A 16,578-nucleotide genomic window follows, 5' to 3' on the forward strand; every position below is an offset into this window, starting at 1 on the left:
GGGAAAGCACGCAACGCACGGTCGCCGCCCGCAAGGCGACCACCCCACACGGCCGCGTCCCGCAAGGCGAACTCGCCGCCCGCAAGGCGACCACCCCACACGGCCGCGTCCCGCAAAGCGAACTCGTCGCCCGCAAGGCGACCATCCCGCAAGTCGCGTGTCGCAAGGCGACCACCCACCCGGCCACGGCCCGCAAGCCGACCGACCGCCCGGCTACGTCTCGCACGGCGACAATCCCGCAAGGTTCCGTCTCGCACGGCGACCACCCGCAAGGCCCCATCTCACAGGGCAAGCCGCCCGCAAGGCCCCGCCTCGCAAGCTGACGCAGCCGTCCCCCAAATCTGGCCCCTACAACTCGCCGTACTCACGGGGCCTGACATCTCCAGACAAACGCCAAAGGGCCCCGAGGCAAAGCCTCAGGGCCCTTCAGACGCGTTCTGAGCTCAGAACTCAGGAAGCCACAGTGGAAGACCCACCAGCAGCAGCCAACTTCTCCACAGCACTCTTGGAGAACTTGTCAGCCGTGACATCCAGCTTGACCGAGACATCCCCATCGCCGAGCACCTTGACGAGGTGGCCCTTGCGGACCAGCCCGGCCAGCACCAGCGCCGGAACGTCGACCGAACCGCCCTCGGGGAAGGCAGCAGCGATCGAAGAGACGTTCACGACCTGGTACTCGGTGCGGAACGGGTTCTTGAAGCCCTTGAGCTTCGGCAGCCGCATGTGCAGCGGCATCTGGCCACCTTCGAAGCGCGGCGAGACGTTCTTGCGAGCGCCCGTGCCCTTCGTACCGCGGCCGGCGGTCTTGCCCTTGGAGCCTTCACCACGACCAACGCGGGTCTTGGCGGTCTTGGCGCCGGGGGCGGGACGCAGATCGTGAATCTTGATGGTCACGACTGGACCTCCTCAACAACCACCAGGTGACGCACGGCGTGGATCAGGCCGAGCACCTGGGGGGTGTCCTCACGCACGACCGACTGGCGGATCTTGCGCAGCCCGAGGGTGCGCATCGACTCGCGGTGGTTGTGCTTGGTGCCGATGGTGCTGCGGACCTGGGTGATCTTGAGCTGAGCCATGATCACACCCCCTGGCCCGCGCGAGCGCGGATCATGCCGGCGGGAGCCACGTCCTCGAGGGGCAGGCCACGACGGGCCGCGACCTCTTCCGGACGCTGCAGACCCTTGAGGGCCGCCACGGTCGCGTGCACGATGTTGATCGCGTTGTCGGAGCCCAGGGACTTCGACAGCACGTCGTGCACGCCGGCGCACTCGAGGACGGCGCGGACAGCGCCACCCGCGATGACACCGGTACCGGCCGAGGCCGGACGCAGCAGGACCACACCAGCGGCCTTCTCACCCTGCACCGGGTGCGGGATGGTGCCGGCGATGCGAGGCACGCGGAAGAAGTTCTTCTTCGCTTCCTCGACACCCTTGGCGATGGCCGCGGGAACTTCCTTGGCCTTGCCGTAGCCGACGCCGACCATGCCGTCGCCGTCACCAACGACCACAAGCGCGGTGAAGCTGAAGCGACGACCACCCTTGACCACCTTGGAGACGCGGTTGATCGCAACCACGCGCTCGAGGTGGGGGGTCTTCTCCTGGGCCGCGCCGCCGCGGCCGCCGTCACGACGGTCGCGGCGCTCTCCGCGCTCGCCCCCGCCGCCTTCGCGACGCGTACGTCCTGGCATCAGGCGTCCCTCTCAATTCCAGTGATGATCATTGTCAGAACTCCAGCCCCGCCTCGCGAGCGGCATCAGCCAGAGCAGCGATCCGGCCGTGGTACGCGTTGCCACCGCGGTCGAACACAACCGCCGTGACGCCGGCGTCCTTGGCGCGGGCCGCGGCCAGCTGGCCGACCTTGGCCGCACGGGCCTTCTTGTCGCCGTCCAGGGCACGGACGTCGGCCTCCATGGAGGAAGCGGACGCGATCGTGTGGCCCTTCAGGTCGTCGATGATCTGCACAGTGATGTGCTTCGACGAACGGTGCACGGCCAGGCGCGGACGCTCGGCGGTACCGCTGACCTTCTTGCGGAGGCGGAAGTGGCGACGGGCCTTCGCAACACGACGCCTGGTGGAGATGTCCTTGCCCACCGGCTTGCGCTTCGTAACAGTCGACTCGCTCATGTCACTTACCCGTCTTTCCGACCTTGCGACGGATCTTCTCGCCCGAGTAGCGGACGCCCTTGCCCTTGTACGGGTCGGGCTTGCGCAGCTTGCGGATGTTGGCGGCAACCTCACCGACCAGCTGCTTGTCGATACCCGAGACGGAGAAGCGGGTCGGGGTCTCCACCGCGAAGGTGATGCCCGCGGGGGCCTCGACCTTCACCGGGTGGGAGTAACCGAGCGCGAACTCGAGCTCAGAGCCCTTGAGCGCGACGCGGTAACCGACGCCGTGGATTTCCATCTTCTTTTCGTAACCCTGGGTCACGCCGACAACCATGTTGTGCACGAGCGTGCGCGACAGGCCGTGGAGCGCGCGGTTGCGGCGCTCGTCGTTCGGGCGCTTGACCTCGAGAGTGCCGTCCTCAGCCTTCTCCAGGCTGATCGGCTCAGCGATCGTCAGCGTCAGCGTGCCCTTGGGGCCCTTGACGCTCACGTCCTGGCCGGCGATGTTCACGTCGACCCCGGAGGGGACAATGATCGGCTGCTTTCCGATGCGCGACATGTCTACTCCCCCTTACCAAACGTAGGCGAGGACTTCTCCGCCCACGCCTGCCTTGTTGGCCTGACGGTCGGTCATGAGACCGCCAGAGGTCGAAATGATCGCCACGCCGAGGCCGCCGAGAACTCGGGGCAGGCCGGTGGACTTCGCGTACACGCGCAGACCGGGCTTCGACACGCGGCGGAGGCCGGCGATGCTGCGCTCACGGTTCGGGCCGTACTTCAGCTCGACGACGAGGTTCTTCGCGACCTCGCCCTCCTCGTCGCGGTACGAGGCGATGTAGCCCTCGCGCTTGAGGATCTCGGCGATGTTGGCCTTCAGCTTCGAGTGCGGCATCACGACCTTGTCGTGGTAAGCCGAATTCGCGTTGCGCAGACGAGTGAGCATGTCTGCGATCGGGTCGGTCATCGTCATGGTGACCTGGTCAACCTTTCTCGCTGCGGTTCACCGGCTCAGGGTCCAGACCAGCCCTCCCCGGAGGGAGGGACTGGACGGTCGTGTGCGGGCCTACAGCGAAGTAATGGAGCTTTGAATTACCAGCTGGACTTGCTCACGCCAGGCAGCTCACCGCGGTGAGCCATCTCGCGCAGGCAGATCCGGCAGAGGCCGAACTTGCGGAACACCGCGTGGGGGCGGCCGCAACGCTGGCACCGGGTGTAACCCCGGACCTTGAACTTCGGCTTCTTCGCGGCCTTGTTGATCAACGCCTTCTTGGCCATCGACTCAGTTCTCCTTGAACGGGAAGCCCAGGAGCTTCAGCAGCGCCCGGCCCTCCTCGTCGTTCGTGGCGGTGGTGACGACGGTGATGTCCATGCCGCGGGGACGGTCGATCGAGTCGGGGTCGATCTCGTGGAACATCGACTGCTCGTTCAGACCGAACGTGTAGTTGCCGTTGCCGTCGAACTGCTTGCCCGAGAGACCGCGGAAGTCGCGGATACGGGGCAGCGCGATCGTCAGCAGGCGGTCCAGGAACTCCCACATGCGGTCGCCGCGCAGCGTGACGCGCGCGCCGATCGGCATGCCCTCACGCAGCTTGAACTGCGCGATGGACTTGCGGGCCCGACGGACCTCGGGACGCTGACCGGTGATGATCGAGAGGTCCTTGACGGCACCCTCGATCAGCTTGCCGTCACGGGCGGCGTCGCCGACACCCATGTTGACGACGACCTTCACGACGCCCGGGATCTGCATCACGTTGGCGTAGTTGAACTGCTTCTGCAGCTCGCCGGTGATCTCAGCGCGGTAACGCGTCTTGAGCCGCGGGATGATCTTCTCTGCGGTAGTCATGCTCAGATGTCCTTCCCGTTACGACGGGAAATGCGGACCCGCTTGCCCTCGTCGTTCGTCCGGTAACCAACACGGGTCGGCTTGCCGTCCGAGTCGACCACCATCACGTTGGAGACGTTGATCGGGGCTTCCTGGGTCACGATGCCACCGGACTGCGCGCCACGCTGGGTCTGCGTGATCCGGGTGTGCTTCTTGATCCGGTTGACGCCCTCGACCAGGACCTTGCCGGTCTCCGGGTAGGCCTGGATGACCTTGCCCTTCGCGCCCTTGTCCTTGCCGGCGATAACGACGACGGTGTCGCCCTTCTTCACCTTCATGGTCAGAGCACCTCCGGAGCCAGCGAGATGATCTTCATGAACTTCTTGTCGCGCAGCTCGCGGCCCACCGGGCCGAAGATGCGGGTGCCGCGCGGCTCGTTGTCGTTCTTGATGAGCACAGCGGCGTTCTCGTCGAAGCGGATGTACGAGCCATCCGCGCGACGGCGCTCCTTGACGGTGCGGACGACGACCGCCTTGACGACGTCACCCTTCTTCACGCCGGCACCGGGGATCGCGTCCTTGACGGTCGCGACGATGATGTCGCCGATGCCCGCGTAGCGGCGGCCGGAGCCACCGAGAACACGGATGCAAAGGATCTCCTTCGCACCAGTGTTGTCGGCGACACGAAGCCGCGACTCCTGCTGAATCACTTACCTGCTCCTTGACCATTCCTGGCCCGCCGGATTTCCGACCCGACGGGCTCGGTCTGTCTAGATGAGACTTACTTGGCCTTCTCGAGGATCTCGACGAGCCGCCAGCGCTTGGTCGCCGACAGAGGCCGGGTCTCCATGAGCAGGACGCGGTCGCCGATGCCCGCCGCGTTCTCCTCGTCGTGCACCTTCACCTTGGTGGTGGAGCGCATGATCTTGGAGTAACGCGGGTGCTTCTTGCGGTCCTCGAGCGCAACCACGATCGTCTTGTCCATCTTGTCGGACACGACGAGGCCCTCACGGACCTTGCGGTCGTTGCGCTTCTCGGTCTGAACTTCGTTGCTGTCGGTCATGCCGCACCCTCACCAGTGGAATCCGGCGAAACGGAGAGCCCGAGCTCCCGCTCCCGCATCACGGTGTAGATCCGGGCAATTTCATGCCGGACCGTGCGCAGCCGCCGGTTGTTGTCGAGCTGGCCCGTGGCCATCTGGAAGCGAAGGTTGAAGAGCTCTTCCTTCGACTCCTTCAGACGCAGCACGAGCTCTTCCTCGGTGAGCTCACGCAGCTCGGAAGCGGTGGTACCCGCTGCCATCAGAACTCACCACCCTCACGCGTAACGATGCGGCACTTCATCGGGAGCTTGTGGATCGCGCGGCGAAGAGCCTCGCGGGCCACCTGCTCGTTCGGGAAGGCCATCTCGAAGAGGACGCGACCCGGCTTGACGTTGGCCACCCACCACTCCGGCGAACCCTTACCGGAACCCATGCGGGTCTCGGCCGGCTTCTTCGTCAGCGGGCGGTCCGGGAAGATGTTGATCCAGACCTTGCCGCCACGACGGATGTGACGCGTGATGGCGATACGAGCGGACTCGATCTGCCTGTTGGTGACGTAGGCGGGCTCGAGAGCCTGGATGCCGTACTCACCGAAGGTGACCTTCGTGCCGCCCTTGGCAGCACCCGACCGCTTGGGGTGGTGCTGCTTGCGGTGCTTGACCCTGCGCGGGATGAGCATGACTCAGCTCTCCGTCTTCTCTGCAGCAGCCGGGGCCTCGCTGGACGCCGCGGAGGCGTCAGCGGCGGCACGGCCGGCCTCGGTGCTCGTCGCGGTGGTGCCGCTGGCACCGGAGCGACGGGCCCGGTTCGGACGCTCGCCACGGTCGCGGCGCGGGGCGCGGTCGGCCTGAGCCGGGGCCGCGTCGAGCGCGCGCTTGGCCGAGATGCCACCGACGATGTCGCCCTTGTAGATCCACACCTTCACGCCGATACGGCCGAACGTGGTGCGGGCCTCGAAGAAGCCGTAGTCGATGTTGGCGCGGAGCGTGTGCAGCGGCACGCGGCCGTCGCGGTAGTGCTCCGAGCGGGACATCTCGGCGCCGCCAAGGCGACCGCCGCACTGCACGCGGATGCCCTTGACCTGCGGCGAACGCATGGCCGACTGAATGGCCTTGCGCATCGCGCGGCGGAAGGCAACGCGGTTGGACAGCTGCTCGGCGACACCCTGTGCCACGAGCTGCGCGTCCGACTCGGGGTTCTTGACCTCGAGGATGTTCAGCTGGACCTGCTTCTTGGTGAGCTTCTCCAGCTCACCGCGGATGCGGTCCGCCTCGGCACCGCGACGGCCGATGACGATGCCCGGCCGGGCGGTGTGGATGTCGACGCGAACCCGGTCACGGGTGCGCTCGATCTCCACCTTGGAGATACCGGCACGCTCCATGCCGCGCGAGAGCAGCCTGCGGATCTTGACGTCCTCGGCCACGTACTCGGCGTACTGCTTGTCTGCGTACCAGCGGGACTTCCAGTCGGTGGTGATCCCCAGCCGGAAGCCGTGCGGGTTGATCTTCTGGCCCACTACCGGGTTCCCTTCGCGCTGGTCTTCTTCGGACGCGACTCCACCTCAATGGTGATGTGCGACGTCCGCTTGCGGATCCGGTACGCGCGGCCCTGGGCACGCGGGCGGAAACGCTTGAGGGTCGGACCCTCGTCCACAAAGGCCGCCGAAACCCAGAGGGTGTCGGGGTCCAGGGACAGGTTGTTCTCGGCGTTGGCCATGGCGCTGGCGAGCACCTTCGCGACCGGCTCAGAGGCTGCCTGGGGCGCGAACTGGAGCACGGCCAGGGCCTCGCTGGCGTTACGACCCTTGATGAGCTCGACGACGCGACGGACCTTCATGGGGGTGTCGCGGACGTAGCGAGCCCGAGCCACGGCGCGCGGAAACTCCTGCGCCTCAGCGTCCTTACGGGCGTTCATCGCTGCTTTTCCCTTGCTCTTCTCAGTTCGACGCCTAGCGGCGACGAGACTTCCGGTCGTCCTTGATGTGGCCCTTGAAGGTGCGGGTCGGGGCGAACTCGCCCAGCTTGTGCCCGACCATCGCCTCGGTCACGAACACCGGGACGTGCTTGCGACCGTCGTGCACCGCGATGGTGTGGCCGAGCATGTCCGGGATGATCGTGGACCGGCGGGACCACGTCTTGATGACGGTCTTCTTGCCCGCTTCGTTCTGAACGTCCACCTTCTTGAGCAGGTGGTCGTCGACGAAGGGACCCTTCTTAAGGCTGCGAGGCATCCTTCACTCCCTCCCTGCTCAGCGCTTCTTACCGGTGCGACGACGCCGGACGATGAGCTTGTCGCTTGGCTTGCGGCGGCGGGTGCGACCCTCGGGCTTACCAGCCGGGTTCACCGGGTGGCGACCACCGGAGGTCTTGCCCTCACCACCACCATGCGGGTGGTCAACGGGGTTCATGGCGACACCACGCACGGTGGGCTTCTTGCCCTTCCACCGCATGCGGCCGGCCTTGCCCCAGTTGATGTTCTGGTGCTCCTTGTTGCCGACCTCGCCGAGCGTGGCGCGGCAGCGCACGTCCACGTTGCGGATCTCGCCCGAAGGCATCCGCAGCTGGGCGTACGGGCCGTCCTTCGCCACGAGCTGCACCGAGGCGCCGGCGGAGCGAGCGATCTTCGCGCCGCCACCGGGGCGGAGCTCGATCGCGTGGATCACGGAACCGACCGGGATGTTGCGAAGCGGCAGGTTGTTACCCGGCTTGATGTCGGCCTTGGGGCCGTTCTCAACCGTGTCACCCTGCTTGAGCTTCTCCGGGGCGATGATGTAGCGCTTCTCGCCGTCCGCGTAGTGCAGCAGCGCGATGCGCGCGGTGCGGTTGGGGTCGTACTCGATGTGAGCGACCTTGGCCGGCACGCCGTCCTTGTCGTGGCGACGGAAGTCGATCAGGCGGTACGCCCGCTTGTGACCGCCACCCTTGTGCCGCGTGGTGATCTTGCCCGACGCGTTGCGGCCACCCAGCTTGTGCAGCGGGCGGATCAGCGACTTCTCCGGAGTCGACCGAGTGATCTCGGCGAAGTCGGAGACGCTCGCACCGCGACGACCGGGAGTCGTCGGCTTGTACTTGCGAATGCCCATCTCTACGCAGTCCTCGTCATCAGGCGGCAGGGCCGCCGAAGATCTCGATCGGCTTGCTGTCCGAGGACAGAGTCACGATCGCGCGCTTCGTGTCCTTGCGCTTGCCGAACCCGGTGCGGGTGCGCTTGCGCTTGCCCTGCCGGTTGATGGTGTTGACGCTGACGACCTTCACGCCGAAGACCTTCTCCACGGCGATCTTGATCTGGGTCTTGTTCGAACCCGGCGCCACCAAGAAGGTGTACTTGTTCTCCTCAAGAAGCCCGTAGGACTTCTCGGAGATCACCGGCGCGAGCAAGATGTCCCTGTGGTCGGGGATCACTTGGAAGCCTCCTCGTCCACCACGACCGCCGCGCCCTCAGCCGAGCCAGAACCCTGCTGGGCCTTGCTGGCGAGGAACACGTCGAGCGAGTCCTTGGTGAACACCACGTCGTCGTTGACGAGCACGTCGTAGGTGTTGAGCTGGTCGGGCGCGATCACGTGCACGTGCGGAAGGTTCCGCACGCTGACCCACGCGACCTCGTCGGTGCGGTTGAGCACCACGAGAACGCGACGAGCCTGGGTGACCGACTCCAGGACCTTGCGTGCGGTCTTGGTCGACGGGGTGTCCCCGTCCACCAGGCCGGACACGACGTGCACCTGGTTGGCGCGAGCCCGGTCGGAGAGGGCACCGCGCAGCGCGGCGGCCTTCATCTTCTTGGGGGTCCGCTGGGTGTAGTCACGCGGCTGCGGGCCGTGGACGACGCCACCGCCGGCGAACTGCGGCGCACGCGTCGAACCCTGGCGGGCGCGACCGGTGCCCTTCTGGCGGTACGGCTTCTTGCCACCGCCGGACACCTCGCCGCGGGTCTTCGTCGAGTGCGTGCCCTGGCGCGCGGCGGCCTGCTGGGCCACGACGACCTGGTGCAGCAGCGCGACGTTGGCCTGCGCGTCGAAAACAGCCGAGGGGAGCTCGACCGTGCCCGCGGACTTGCCGTCCGGGGTGCGGATCTCAACCGTCGACATCAGGCACCACCCTTCGCGGCAGTCTTGACGAACACCAGACCACCCTTGGGACCGGGAACCGCGCCCTTGATGAGCAGCAGCCCGTTCTCAACGTCGATCTTGTGCACCTTCAGGTTCTGGGTCGTGACGCGCACGTGGCCCATGCGGCCGGCCATGCGCAGACCCTTGAAGACGCGACCCGGAGTGGCGCAGCCACCGATGGAACCCGGCGAGCGGTGCTTGCGCTGGGTGCCGTGGCTGGAGCCGAGGCCCCGGAAGTTGTGGCGCTTCATGACACCTGCGGTGCCCTTGCCCTTGCTGGTGCCGGTGATGTCGACAACAGCGCCGGCCTCGAACACCTCAGCGGTGATCTCCTGGCCGACCTCGTATTCGCTGGCGTCGACCGTGCGCAGCTCCACCAGGTGGCGACGGGGCGTGACCCCGGCCTTGGCGAAGTGGCCCGCAACGGGCTTGTTGACCTTGCGCGGGTCAATCGCGCCGGCCGCCAGCTGGATGGCGGTGTAGCCATCCTTCTCTTCGGTGCGAACCTGGGTGACGACATTCGGCTCAGCCTTGACGACGGTCACCGGGACAACCCGGTTGTTCTCGTCGAAGACCTGAGTCATGCCGAGCTTGGTGCCCAGGATGCCCTTGATCTGCCTGTCAGACATTGGTCCGTTACTCTCCGCGCCCAACGCTTACTGGATGTTGACGTCGACACTGGCCGGAAGGTCGATGCGCATGAGCGCGTCAACCGTCTTCGGCGTCGGGTCGAGGATGTCGATCAGCCGCTTGTGCGTGCGCATCTCGAAGTGCTCGCGCGAGTCCTTGTACTTGTGCGGCGAGCGGATGACGCAGTACACGTTCTTCTCGGTGGGCAGCGGCACTGGCCCGACAACCCGAGCGCCGGTGCGCGTCACGGTTTCCACGATCTTGCGCGCTGACGCGTCGATCGCTTCGTGGTCGTAGGCCTTGAGCCGGATGCGGATCTTTTGTCCCGCCATGATGGCTTGCCGTTCCTCTGCTTCTCGTACCGCTGCGGTGCGGTGCCTCGGATGAGGCCTGTTACAGCCTCTTGGCGCGCTCCGCCCCTGTTGAAGTGTCATGGTGCCCGGTCCACGCGGTCGGGCGTGTCGCGCCCGGTGCGCATACCGGTCCCACTCAAGGTCTCCCCGGTGGGATTGGGCCTACCACAGCCCATGCACCCTGATGCCCATCTCCGCAAGGAGGCGTTCACTAACAGGGCGCGGACGCTCGGTCGAAGGACACAGACACGCACGGATGCGACCCGGCCTTCGTCGAGCAACCCGTAAAGGATGCCACACGGTGGGGAGGCGATCCAAATCGGGGTGGGTGAGTTGGAGGCAGATCACGTCCGGATCTTGGCCGGTGAACCGCCCTGTCCGTCGCGTGTGGAGCGACGGCCACGATGGTTCCTTTGTCCGGCAACAGAATCTCCGGACGGATCTCCCACGCTCTCCCGTGCGCGGTGCTGACGTGAGCTGACGCACACATCAGCGTCCTACCACGACGAAGGCCGGGCCAACGGATCGTTGGCCCGGCCTTTGCCGAACTAACTGCGGCTAGCCGCGGTCAGACCTAGATCACTTGATGATCTTGGTGACCGAGCCGGCGCCGACGGTGCGGCCACCCTCGCGGATCGCGAAGCGGAGGCCCTCGTCCATGGCGATCGGCTGGATCAGCTTGACCGTCATACCGGTGGTGTCACCCGGCATGACCATCTCGGTGCCCTCGGGCAGCGTCACAACGCCGGTCACGTCCGTCGTGCGGAAGTAGAACTGCGGACGGTAGTTGTTGAAGAACGGCGTGTGGCGGCCACCCTCGTCCTTGGACAGGATGTAGACCTGAGCCTCGAACTCGGTGTGCGGGGTCGTGGTGCCCGGCTTGACGATGACCATGCCGCGCTCCACCTCCTCGCGCTTGATGCCGCGGAGCAGCAGCGCGGCGTTGTCACCGGCGCGACCCTCGTCGAGGAACTTCTTGAACATCTCGATCGAGGTGACCGTCGTCTTCTTCGACGTCTCCTTGATACCGACGATCTCGATCTCGGAGTTCACGTTGATGATGCCGCGCTCGATACGACCGGTCACCACGGTGCCGCGGCCGGTGATCGTGAAGACGTCCTCGACGGGCATGAGGAACGGCTTCTCGGTGTCGCGCTCCGGCTCCGGGATCGCCGTGTCAACGGCGGCCATGAGGTCGAGAACGGACTTGCCCCACTCGGCGTCGCCCTCGAGCGCCTTCAGCGCCGAGACGCGCACGACCGGCAGGTCGTCGCCCGGGAACTCGTACTCGGAGAGCAGCTCGCGGACCTCGAGCTCGACGAGCTCCAGGATCTCCTCGTCGTCCACCATGTCGGCCTTGTTCAGGGCGACGACGATGTAGGGGACGCCGACCTGGCGGGCCAGGAGGACGTGCTCCTTCGTCTGCGGCATCGGACCGTCGGTCGCCGCGACCACCAGGATGGCGCCGTCCATCTGCGCCGCACCGGTGATCATGTTCTTGATGTAGTCGGCGTGACCGGGGCAGTCAACGTGCGCGTAGTGACGGTTCTCGGTCTGGTACTCGATGTGAGCGATCGAGATCGTGATGCCGCGCTGCTTCTCTTCCGGCGCCTTGTCGATCTGGTCGAACGCGAACGAAGCGTTCACATCGGGGTACGCGTCGTGCAGAACCTTGGAGATCGCCGCGGTCAGCGTGGTCTTGCCATGGTCGATGTGACCGATGGTGCCGATGTTGACGTGCGGCTTCGTCCGCTCGAACTTCGCCTTGGCCACTGGATTGTCCTCCTGGACTTCTTTTTTGCTGGTCCGGCGGGTATCTGTGGCCACCCGCCGGACTACACGTCAGGGTCGGAAAATGCGGACCCCAGGGATTCACCCCCGGAGAGCCCGCGGTGGAACTGCGGTGCTCCGGTGTGGGGTTATTCCCCAGTCGCCTTCGCGATGATCTCCTTCGAGACGTTCGCGGGAACCTCTGCGTAGGAGTCGAACACCATCGAGTAGTTGGCACGACCCTGGGTCTTGGACCGCAGGTCACCCACGTACCCGAACATTTCCGACAGCGGGACCAGTGCCTTGACGACACGGATACCGCTGCGCTCCTCCATGGCCTGGATCTGGCCACGGCGGGAGTTCAGGTCGCCGATCACGTCGCCCATGTACTCCTCGGGCGTCGTGACCTCGACGGCCATCAGCGGCTCGAGGATCGCGGGAGACGCCTGACGGGCGGCTTCCTTGAGGGCCATCGAACCAGCGATCTTGAACGCCATTTCCGAGGAGTCGACCTCGTGGTAGGCGCCGTCGATCAGCGTCACCTTCACGCCGACCAGCGGGTAGCCGGCCAGCACGCCGTACTGCAGCGCGTCCTGTGCACCCGCGTCGACCGACGGGATGTACTCACGCGGGATGCGACCACCGGTGACGGCGTTGACGAACTCGTAGAGCGCGCCGTCTTCCTTCTTCTCCAGCGGCTCGACGGTGATGAGCACCTTCGCGAACTGGCCGGAGCCACCGGTCTGCTTCTTGTGGGTGTAGGAGTACTTCTCCACCGCCTTGCGGATGGTCTCCCGGTACGCCACCTGAGGCTTGCCGATGTTGGCCTCGACCTTGAACTCGCGGCGCATGCGGTCCACCAGGATGTCCAGGTGGAGCTCGCCCATGCCGGCGATGATGGTCTGGCCCGTCTCCTGGTCGAGGTTGACCCGGAACGTCGGGTCCTCCTCGGCCAGCTTCTGGATCGCGGTGCCGAGCTTCTCCTGGTCCGCCTTCGTCTTGGGCTCGATGGCCACCTGGATGACGGGCTCGGGGAAGGTCATCGACTCGAGCACGATGGGGTGTGCCGGGTCGCACAAGGTCTCACCGGTCGTGGTGTCCTTCAGACCGATCACGGCGTAGATGTGGCCCGCGATGGCCTCGGTGACCGGGTTCTCCTTGTTGGCGTGCATCTGGAAGATCTTCCCGATGCGCTCCTTGCGGTCCTTGGTCGCGTTGACGACCTGGGTGCCGGAGGCGACCTTGCCCGAGTAGACCCGGATGTAGGTCAGCTTGCCGAAGAACGGGTGCACGGCGATCTTGAACGCCAGAGCCGAGAACGGCTCGTCGCTCGACGCCTTGCGCGACACGACGGTCTCGCCGTCCTGCAGCGTGCCCTCGACCGGCGGGAGGTCCATCGGCGACGGCAGGAAGTCGACCACCGCGTCGAGCATGGGCTGAACGCCCTTGTTCTTGAACGCGGAGCCGCAGAGGATCGGGTAGGCGGTGCCCTCCGCGACGATCTTGCGGAGGCCGGCCTTGATCTCCTCGACGGAGAGGTCGCCGTTCTCGAAGTACTTCTCGGTCAGCTCGTCGTCGGTCTCGGCGACGGCCTCGAGAAGCTGCTCGCGGAACTCCTGCGCACGCTCGACGAGATCCGCGGGGATCTCCTCGACGGCGTAGTCCTCACCCTTCTGGACCTCGCCGCGCCACGTGAGAGCACGCATCTCGATGAGGTCGACGACGCCGATGAAGTCGCTCTCGGCACCGATCGGGATCTGGATCGGCAGCGGCTTGGCGCCGAGCCGGTCCTGAATGGTCTTGATGGTGAAGTAGAAGTCCGCGCCCAGCTTGTCCATCTTGTTGACGAAGCAGATGCGCGGGACGTCGTACTTGGTCGCCTGCCGCCAGACCTGCTCGGACTGCGGCTCGACGCCCTCCTTGCCGTCGAAGACGGCAACAGCGCCGTCGAGGACGCGCAGGTTGCGCTCGACCTCGACGGTGAAGTCGACGTGGCCCGGCGTGTCGATCAGGTTGATCTGGTGGTTCTTCCAGTAGCAGGTCGTCGCGGCCGACGTGATCGTGATGCCGCGCTCCTGCTCCTGCTCCATCCAGTCCATCACGGCCGCGCCGTCGTGAACCTCGCCGATCTTGTAGCTGATCCCCGTGTAGAAGAGGATCCGCTCAGTCGTCGTGGTCTTGCCCGCGTCGATGTGCGCCATGATCCCGATGTTGCGGACCTTGGCAAGATCAGTGAGCACGTCCTGTGCCACGGGTCTTTCCCCTGTCTTGAGCTTGTCAGCTCACTAGGGCCGGGAGAGCCCGGCCTGCTTCGAGGCCGGGCGTCACATCACCAGCGGTAGTGGGCGAAGGCCTTGTTGGACTCGGCCATCTTGTGCGTGTCCTCACGGCGCTTGACGCTCGCACCGAGACCGTTGCTCGCATCGAGCAGCTCGTTCATCAGACGCTCGACCATGGTCTTCTCACGGCGCTGCCGGGAGAAGGTGATCAGCCAGCGCAGCGCCAGCGTGGTGGAACGGCCGGGCTTGACCTCGACCGGGACCTGGTAGGTCGCACCACCGACGCGGCGGCTCTTGACCTCGAGAGCCGGCTTCACGTTGTCGAGCGCACGCTTCAGGGTGACGACCGGGTCGGTACCGGTCTTCTCGCGGGCACCTTCGAGCGCTTCGTAGACGATCTTCTCGGCCACGGAACGCTTGCCGTCGACCAGCACCTTGTTGATGAGCTGGGTCACGAGCGGCGAGCTGTAGACCGGGTCGGAGATCAGCGGCCGCTTGGGGGCCGGTCCCTTGCGGGGCATCAGCTCTTCTCCTTCTTCGCGCCGTAGCGGCTACGAGCCTGCTTGCGGTTCTTGACACCCTGCGTGTCGAGAGAGCCACGGATGATCTTGTAGCGAACACCCGGCAGGTCCTTCACACGACCGCCACGCACGAGCACCATCGAGTGCTCCTGGAGGTTGTGACCCTCACCGGGGATGTAGGCCGTGACCTCGATACCGCTGGTCAGCTTCACGCGAGCGACCTTGCGCAGTGCGGAGTTCGGCTTCTTGGGGGTGGTGGTGTAAACGCGGGTGCACACACCGCGCCGCTGCGGCGAGCCCTTGAGGGCCGCCGTCTTCTGCTTCGCCACCTTGTCCTGGCGGCCCTTGCGGACCAGCTGCTGGATCGTTGGCATTCGCCGGCTGCTTCTTCCGTCTTTGCGGGATCCCCTTGCGGTTCACCCTCGTGTTTCTTGATCCCTCTCTGCACCCGAGGTCGGGCGTGTCGCCCGCTCCCAAGGTCCGCAAGCAACAGTTCAACTGTCCCTGCGAGTGGAGGACACCGCTGCCTCGCGGGCACGCGGAGCGGCCCGACATGGGTCGGGCACGAGTAGCAAAGATACCCGCCCACGTCTACCCGGGTCAAAACGGGGGGTGCCTCACGCGTACCCGCAGCGGCCACGACCCCGCAGTTCAGAGTACTCGCGTGACGCAGAACGCACTCGGAGGCCTGATTCACTGTGCGCATGGACGACCTGATCGCGGCGATGGCCTCGCTGACCGGCTCCTCCGCCGATCCCGAGGTGCTCGGCGGCGACCGCGGTGACGTCGTGGTGGTGCGCGTGGGCGACGTGGTCGCCAAGGCGCACCCCGCGGACACCGATGCGGAAGCGTTGCAGCAACGGTTGGAGATCGCCGCGGCACACCCCGAACTGATGCTGCCTCCGTTGCAGCCCTTGAGGTTCGTGGACGACCGGCCCGTGACCGTGTGGCCGTACGGAACGCCGGTGAGCCAGGCCGATCCTGACGCGGCGCCGTGGGAGGAGAGCGCGGCACTCCTCGCTCAACTGCACGCGTTGCCCGTGCAGGGACCGGTGGCCGGTGCGCCAGAACGGATCGTGCGCGCCATCCGGGCGTTGCCGCCGGAGCTGCCGCACGCCGACGTGGTGCTGCGCGCGTTCGAAGTGTTGCCACCGTTGGACATGAACGGCCGGGCGTTGATCCACGGCGACTGGCACCTCGGGCAGCTGGTGCACCGGGGGGCGTGGCGGCTCATCGACGTGGACGACCTCGGGGTCGGCGATCCGGTGTGGGACCTGGCGCGACCTGCGGCGTTGTTCGCGGCGGGGATCCTGCCCGGAGACCTCTGGGCGAGGTTCCTGAACGCCTACCGTGAAACGGGTGGTGTGGCGCTGACGACATCGGAATGGGATGTCCTCAACATTCCGGCTCAGGCGTACGTTGTGCAAATGGCAGCGCGGGCACTCGTGACCGGTCTGCAAGCAGTGGAACCGCTGGTCGAAGCATGTCGTCGGATCGTCGCGACGCACGAGGGCAACGACCGCGGCTAATATCGTTTTTGTCCGGTCCCACCCAGGAGGGCTCACCACGATGCAGTGTCCCAAGTGTCATGCGAACATGCGCACGTTCGACCGCATGGGCGTTCACATCGAGCAGTGCGACGGCTGCCGCGGGGTCTTCCTCGACTACGGCGAGCTCGAGTCCATCACGCGCCTCGAGTCCCAGATGCACACGCCGCCGCCCGCCGCCCCGGCCCCGCCGCCCGTCGCGTACCCGGCGCCCGCCCAGCCCGCGTGGGGTGCCGCCCCGCAGCAGGTCCACCACCACCACGGCGGCCACGGTTACGGCTACGGCCACCGCAAGCACAAGGGCCTCTCCGGCCTCTTCTTCTCCTCCTGACGTCTGCCGGCCCCGGATCCCTGCTCCGGGGCCGTTGACGACTACCGAATTTCAGGGCGATAATCGGTAGTCAA

The 16,578-nt window shown here is 66.1% G+C and carries 28 protein-coding genes; 3 read left to right on the plus strand and 25 right to left on the minus strand.

The window, feature by feature from the left end; translation table 11 throughout:
* A partial coding sequence (locus LFM09_RS41615; RefSeq protein WP_414102153.1) for a hypothetical protein occupies positions 1 to 323 on the plus strand: 323 nt, incomplete at its 5' end.
* Between the two features lie 127 nt (positions 324 to 450).
* Here the strand turns inward: LFM09_RS41615 and rplO are convergent.
* From rplO to rpsL, 25 genes are all read right to left on the minus strand, one after another.
* Positions 451 to 894 (minus strand): 50S ribosomal protein L15, encoded by a 444-nt coding sequence (rplO, locus tag LFM09_RS41620; RefSeq protein WP_414102154.1) that lies wholly within the window; start codon positions 892 to 894, stop codon positions 451 to 453.
* Complete coding sequence (rpmD, locus tag LFM09_RS41625) at positions 891 to 1,076, minus strand: 50S ribosomal protein L30 (RefSeq protein ID WP_045309828.1); 186 nt, start codon at positions 1,074 to 1,076, stop codon at positions 891 to 893. Before rpmD ends, rplO begins: the two co-directional genes overlap by 4 nt.
* Positions 1,077 to 1,078: 2 nt before the next feature.
* Positions 1,079 to 1,687, minus strand: a complete 609-nt coding sequence (gene rpsE / locus LFM09_RS41630; RefSeq protein WP_030473451.1) for a 30S ribosomal protein S5 — start codon at positions 1,685 to 1,687, stop codon at positions 1,079 to 1,081.
* Positions 1,688 to 1,721: 34 nt separating this feature from the next.
* A complete protein-coding gene (rplR, locus tag LFM09_RS41635; protein ID WP_414102155.1) occupies positions 1,722 to 2,123 on the minus strand; it encodes a 50S ribosomal protein L18 in 402 nt (133 codons plus the stop codon).
* A 1-nt stretch (position 2,124) separates the two neighbouring features.
* A complete protein-coding gene (gene rplF / locus LFM09_RS41640) occupies positions 2,125 to 2,664 on the minus strand; it encodes a 50S ribosomal protein L6 (RefSeq protein WP_166044655.1) in 540 nt (179 codons plus the stop codon).
* 12 nt (positions 2,665 to 2,676) lie between these two features.
* A complete protein-coding gene (gene rpsH, locus LFM09_RS41645; RefSeq protein ID WP_030473454.1) occupies positions 2,677 to 3,075 on the minus strand; it encodes a 30S ribosomal protein S8 in 399 nt (132 codons plus the stop codon).
* Between the two features lie 119 nt (positions 3,076 to 3,194).
* Positions 3,195 to 3,380: a type Z 30S ribosomal protein S14 gene (locus tag LFM09_RS41650; protein ID WP_030473455.1), complete on the minus strand. Its 186-nt coding sequence runs from the start codon at positions 3,378 to 3,380 to the stop codon at positions 3,195 to 3,197.
* Positions 3,381 to 3,384: 4 nt separating this feature from the next.
* Entirely contained in the window at positions 3,385 to 3,948 is a 564-nt protein-coding gene (gene rplE, locus LFM09_RS41655) for a 50S ribosomal protein L5 (protein WP_109628765.1), read from the minus strand.
* Positions 3,949 to 3,950: 2 nt separating this feature from the next.
* A complete protein-coding gene (gene rplX / locus LFM09_RS41660; protein ID WP_030473457.1) occupies positions 3,951 to 4,265 on the minus strand; it encodes a 50S ribosomal protein L24 in 315 nt (104 codons plus the stop codon).
* Between the two features lie 2 nt (positions 4,266 to 4,267).
* Entirely contained in the window at positions 4,268 to 4,636 is a 369-nt protein-coding gene (gene rplN / locus LFM09_RS41665; protein WP_112262344.1) for a 50S ribosomal protein L14, read from the minus strand.
* Between the two features lie 71 nt (positions 4,637 to 4,707).
* A complete protein-coding gene (rpsQ, locus tag LFM09_RS41670) occupies positions 4,708 to 4,989 on the minus strand; it encodes a 30S ribosomal protein S17 (protein WP_030473459.1) in 282 nt (93 codons plus the stop codon).
* Positions 4,986 to 5,228 (minus strand): 50S ribosomal protein L29, encoded by a 243-nt coding sequence (gene rpmC / locus LFM09_RS41675; protein ID WP_045309810.1) that lies wholly within the window; start codon positions 5,226 to 5,228, stop codon positions 4,986 to 4,988. Before rpmC ends, rpsQ begins: the two co-directional genes overlap by 4 nt.
* Complete coding sequence (gene rplP / locus LFM09_RS41680) at positions 5,228 to 5,647, minus strand: 50S ribosomal protein L16 (protein WP_030473461.1); 420 nt, start codon at positions 5,645 to 5,647, stop codon at positions 5,228 to 5,230. The genes rpmC and rplP overlap by 1 nt, the downstream gene beginning before the upstream one ends.
* 3 nt (positions 5,648 to 5,650) lie before the next feature.
* Positions 5,651 to 6,484, minus strand: coding sequence for a 30S ribosomal protein S3 (gene rpsC / locus LFM09_RS41685; protein ID WP_414102156.1), 834 nt, complete (start codon positions 6,482 to 6,484; stop codon positions 5,651 to 5,653).
* The gene (gene rplV / locus LFM09_RS41690; protein ID WP_030473463.1) at positions 6,484 to 6,882 is read right to left on the minus strand and encodes a 50S ribosomal protein L22; all 399 of its coding nucleotides are present in this window, start codon (positions 6,880 to 6,882) and stop codon (positions 6,484 to 6,486) included. Before rplV ends, rpsC begins: the two co-directional genes overlap by 1 nt.
* A gap of 34 nt (positions 6,883 to 6,916) precedes the next feature.
* Positions 6,917 to 7,198 carry a 30S ribosomal protein S19 gene (gene rpsS, locus LFM09_RS41695; RefSeq protein ID WP_030478300.1) on the minus strand — a complete coding sequence of 94 codons (282 nt, stop codon included), beginning with the start codon at positions 7,196 to 7,198 and terminating at the stop codon, positions 6,917 to 6,919.
* Positions 7,199 to 7,216: 18 nt separating this feature from the next.
* Positions 7,217 to 8,050: a 50S ribosomal protein L2 gene (gene rplB, locus LFM09_RS41700; protein WP_030473464.1), complete on the minus strand. Its 834-nt coding sequence runs from the start codon at positions 8,048 to 8,050 to the stop codon at positions 7,217 to 7,219.
* A 19-nt stretch (positions 8,051 to 8,069) separates the two neighbouring features.
* Positions 8,070 to 8,369 (minus strand): 50S ribosomal protein L23, encoded by a 300-nt coding sequence (rplW, locus tag LFM09_RS41705; RefSeq protein WP_030473465.1) that lies wholly within the window; start codon positions 8,367 to 8,369, stop codon positions 8,070 to 8,072.
* On the minus strand, positions 8,366 to 9,052 hold the full coding sequence (gene rplD / locus LFM09_RS41710; protein ID WP_414102157.1) for a 50S ribosomal protein L4: 687 nt from the start codon (positions 9,050 to 9,052) through the stop codon (positions 8,366 to 8,368). The genes rplW and rplD overlap by 4 nt, the downstream gene beginning before the upstream one ends.
* A complete protein-coding gene (gene rplC, locus LFM09_RS41715) occupies positions 9,052 to 9,702 on the minus strand; it encodes a 50S ribosomal protein L3 (protein ID WP_414102158.1) in 651 nt (216 codons plus the stop codon). The genes rplD and rplC overlap by 1 nt, the downstream gene beginning before the upstream one ends.
* 27 nt (positions 9,703 to 9,729) lie before the next feature.
* Positions 9,730 to 10,035, minus strand: a complete 306-nt coding sequence (rpsJ, locus tag LFM09_RS41720; protein WP_003938093.1) for a 30S ribosomal protein S10 — start codon at positions 10,033 to 10,035, stop codon at positions 9,730 to 9,732.
* A gap of 600 nt (positions 10,036 to 10,635) precedes the next feature.
* A complete protein-coding gene (gene tuf / locus LFM09_RS41725) occupies positions 10,636 to 11,829 on the minus strand; it encodes an elongation factor Tu (protein WP_414102159.1) in 1,194 nt (397 codons plus the stop codon).
* A 146-nt stretch (positions 11,830 to 11,975) separates the two neighbouring features.
* Positions 11,976 to 14,078 (minus strand): elongation factor G, encoded by a 2,103-nt coding sequence (gene fusA / locus LFM09_RS41730; protein WP_414102160.1) that lies wholly within the window; start codon positions 14,076 to 14,078, stop codon positions 11,976 to 11,978.
* Between the two features lie 77 nt (positions 14,079 to 14,155).
* Positions 14,156 to 14,626 (minus strand): 30S ribosomal protein S7, encoded by a 471-nt coding sequence (gene rpsG / locus LFM09_RS41735; protein ID WP_065915967.1) that lies wholly within the window; start codon positions 14,624 to 14,626, stop codon positions 14,156 to 14,158.
* Entirely contained in the window at positions 14,626 to 15,000 is a 375-nt protein-coding gene (gene rpsL / locus LFM09_RS41740; protein WP_030473471.1) for a 30S ribosomal protein S12, read from the minus strand. The genes rpsG and rpsL overlap by 1 nt, the downstream gene beginning before the upstream one ends.
* Before the next feature lie 330 nt (positions 15,001 to 15,330).
* Between rpsL and LFM09_RS41745 the strand changes: the two genes are divergently transcribed.
* Together LFM09_RS41745 and LFM09_RS41750 are read left to right on the plus strand one after the other, a co-directional pair.
* On the plus strand, positions 15,331 to 16,155 hold the full coding sequence (locus LFM09_RS41745; RefSeq protein ID WP_414102161.1) for a phosphotransferase family protein: 825 nt from the start codon (positions 15,331 to 15,333) through the stop codon (positions 16,153 to 16,155).
* A 40-nt stretch (positions 16,156 to 16,195) separates the two neighbouring features.
* Positions 16,196 to 16,504, plus strand: a complete 309-nt coding sequence (locus tag LFM09_RS41750; protein WP_414102162.1) for a zf-TFIIB domain-containing protein — start codon at positions 16,196 to 16,198, stop codon at positions 16,502 to 16,504.
* Positions 16,505 to 16,578: the final 74 nt, after the last annotated feature.

It is taken from the genome of Lentzea alba (genome assembly GCF_047445655.1).
Classification (GTDB): Bacteria; Actinomycetota; Actinomycetes; order Mycobacteriales; family Pseudonocardiaceae; genus Lentzea; species Lentzea alba_A.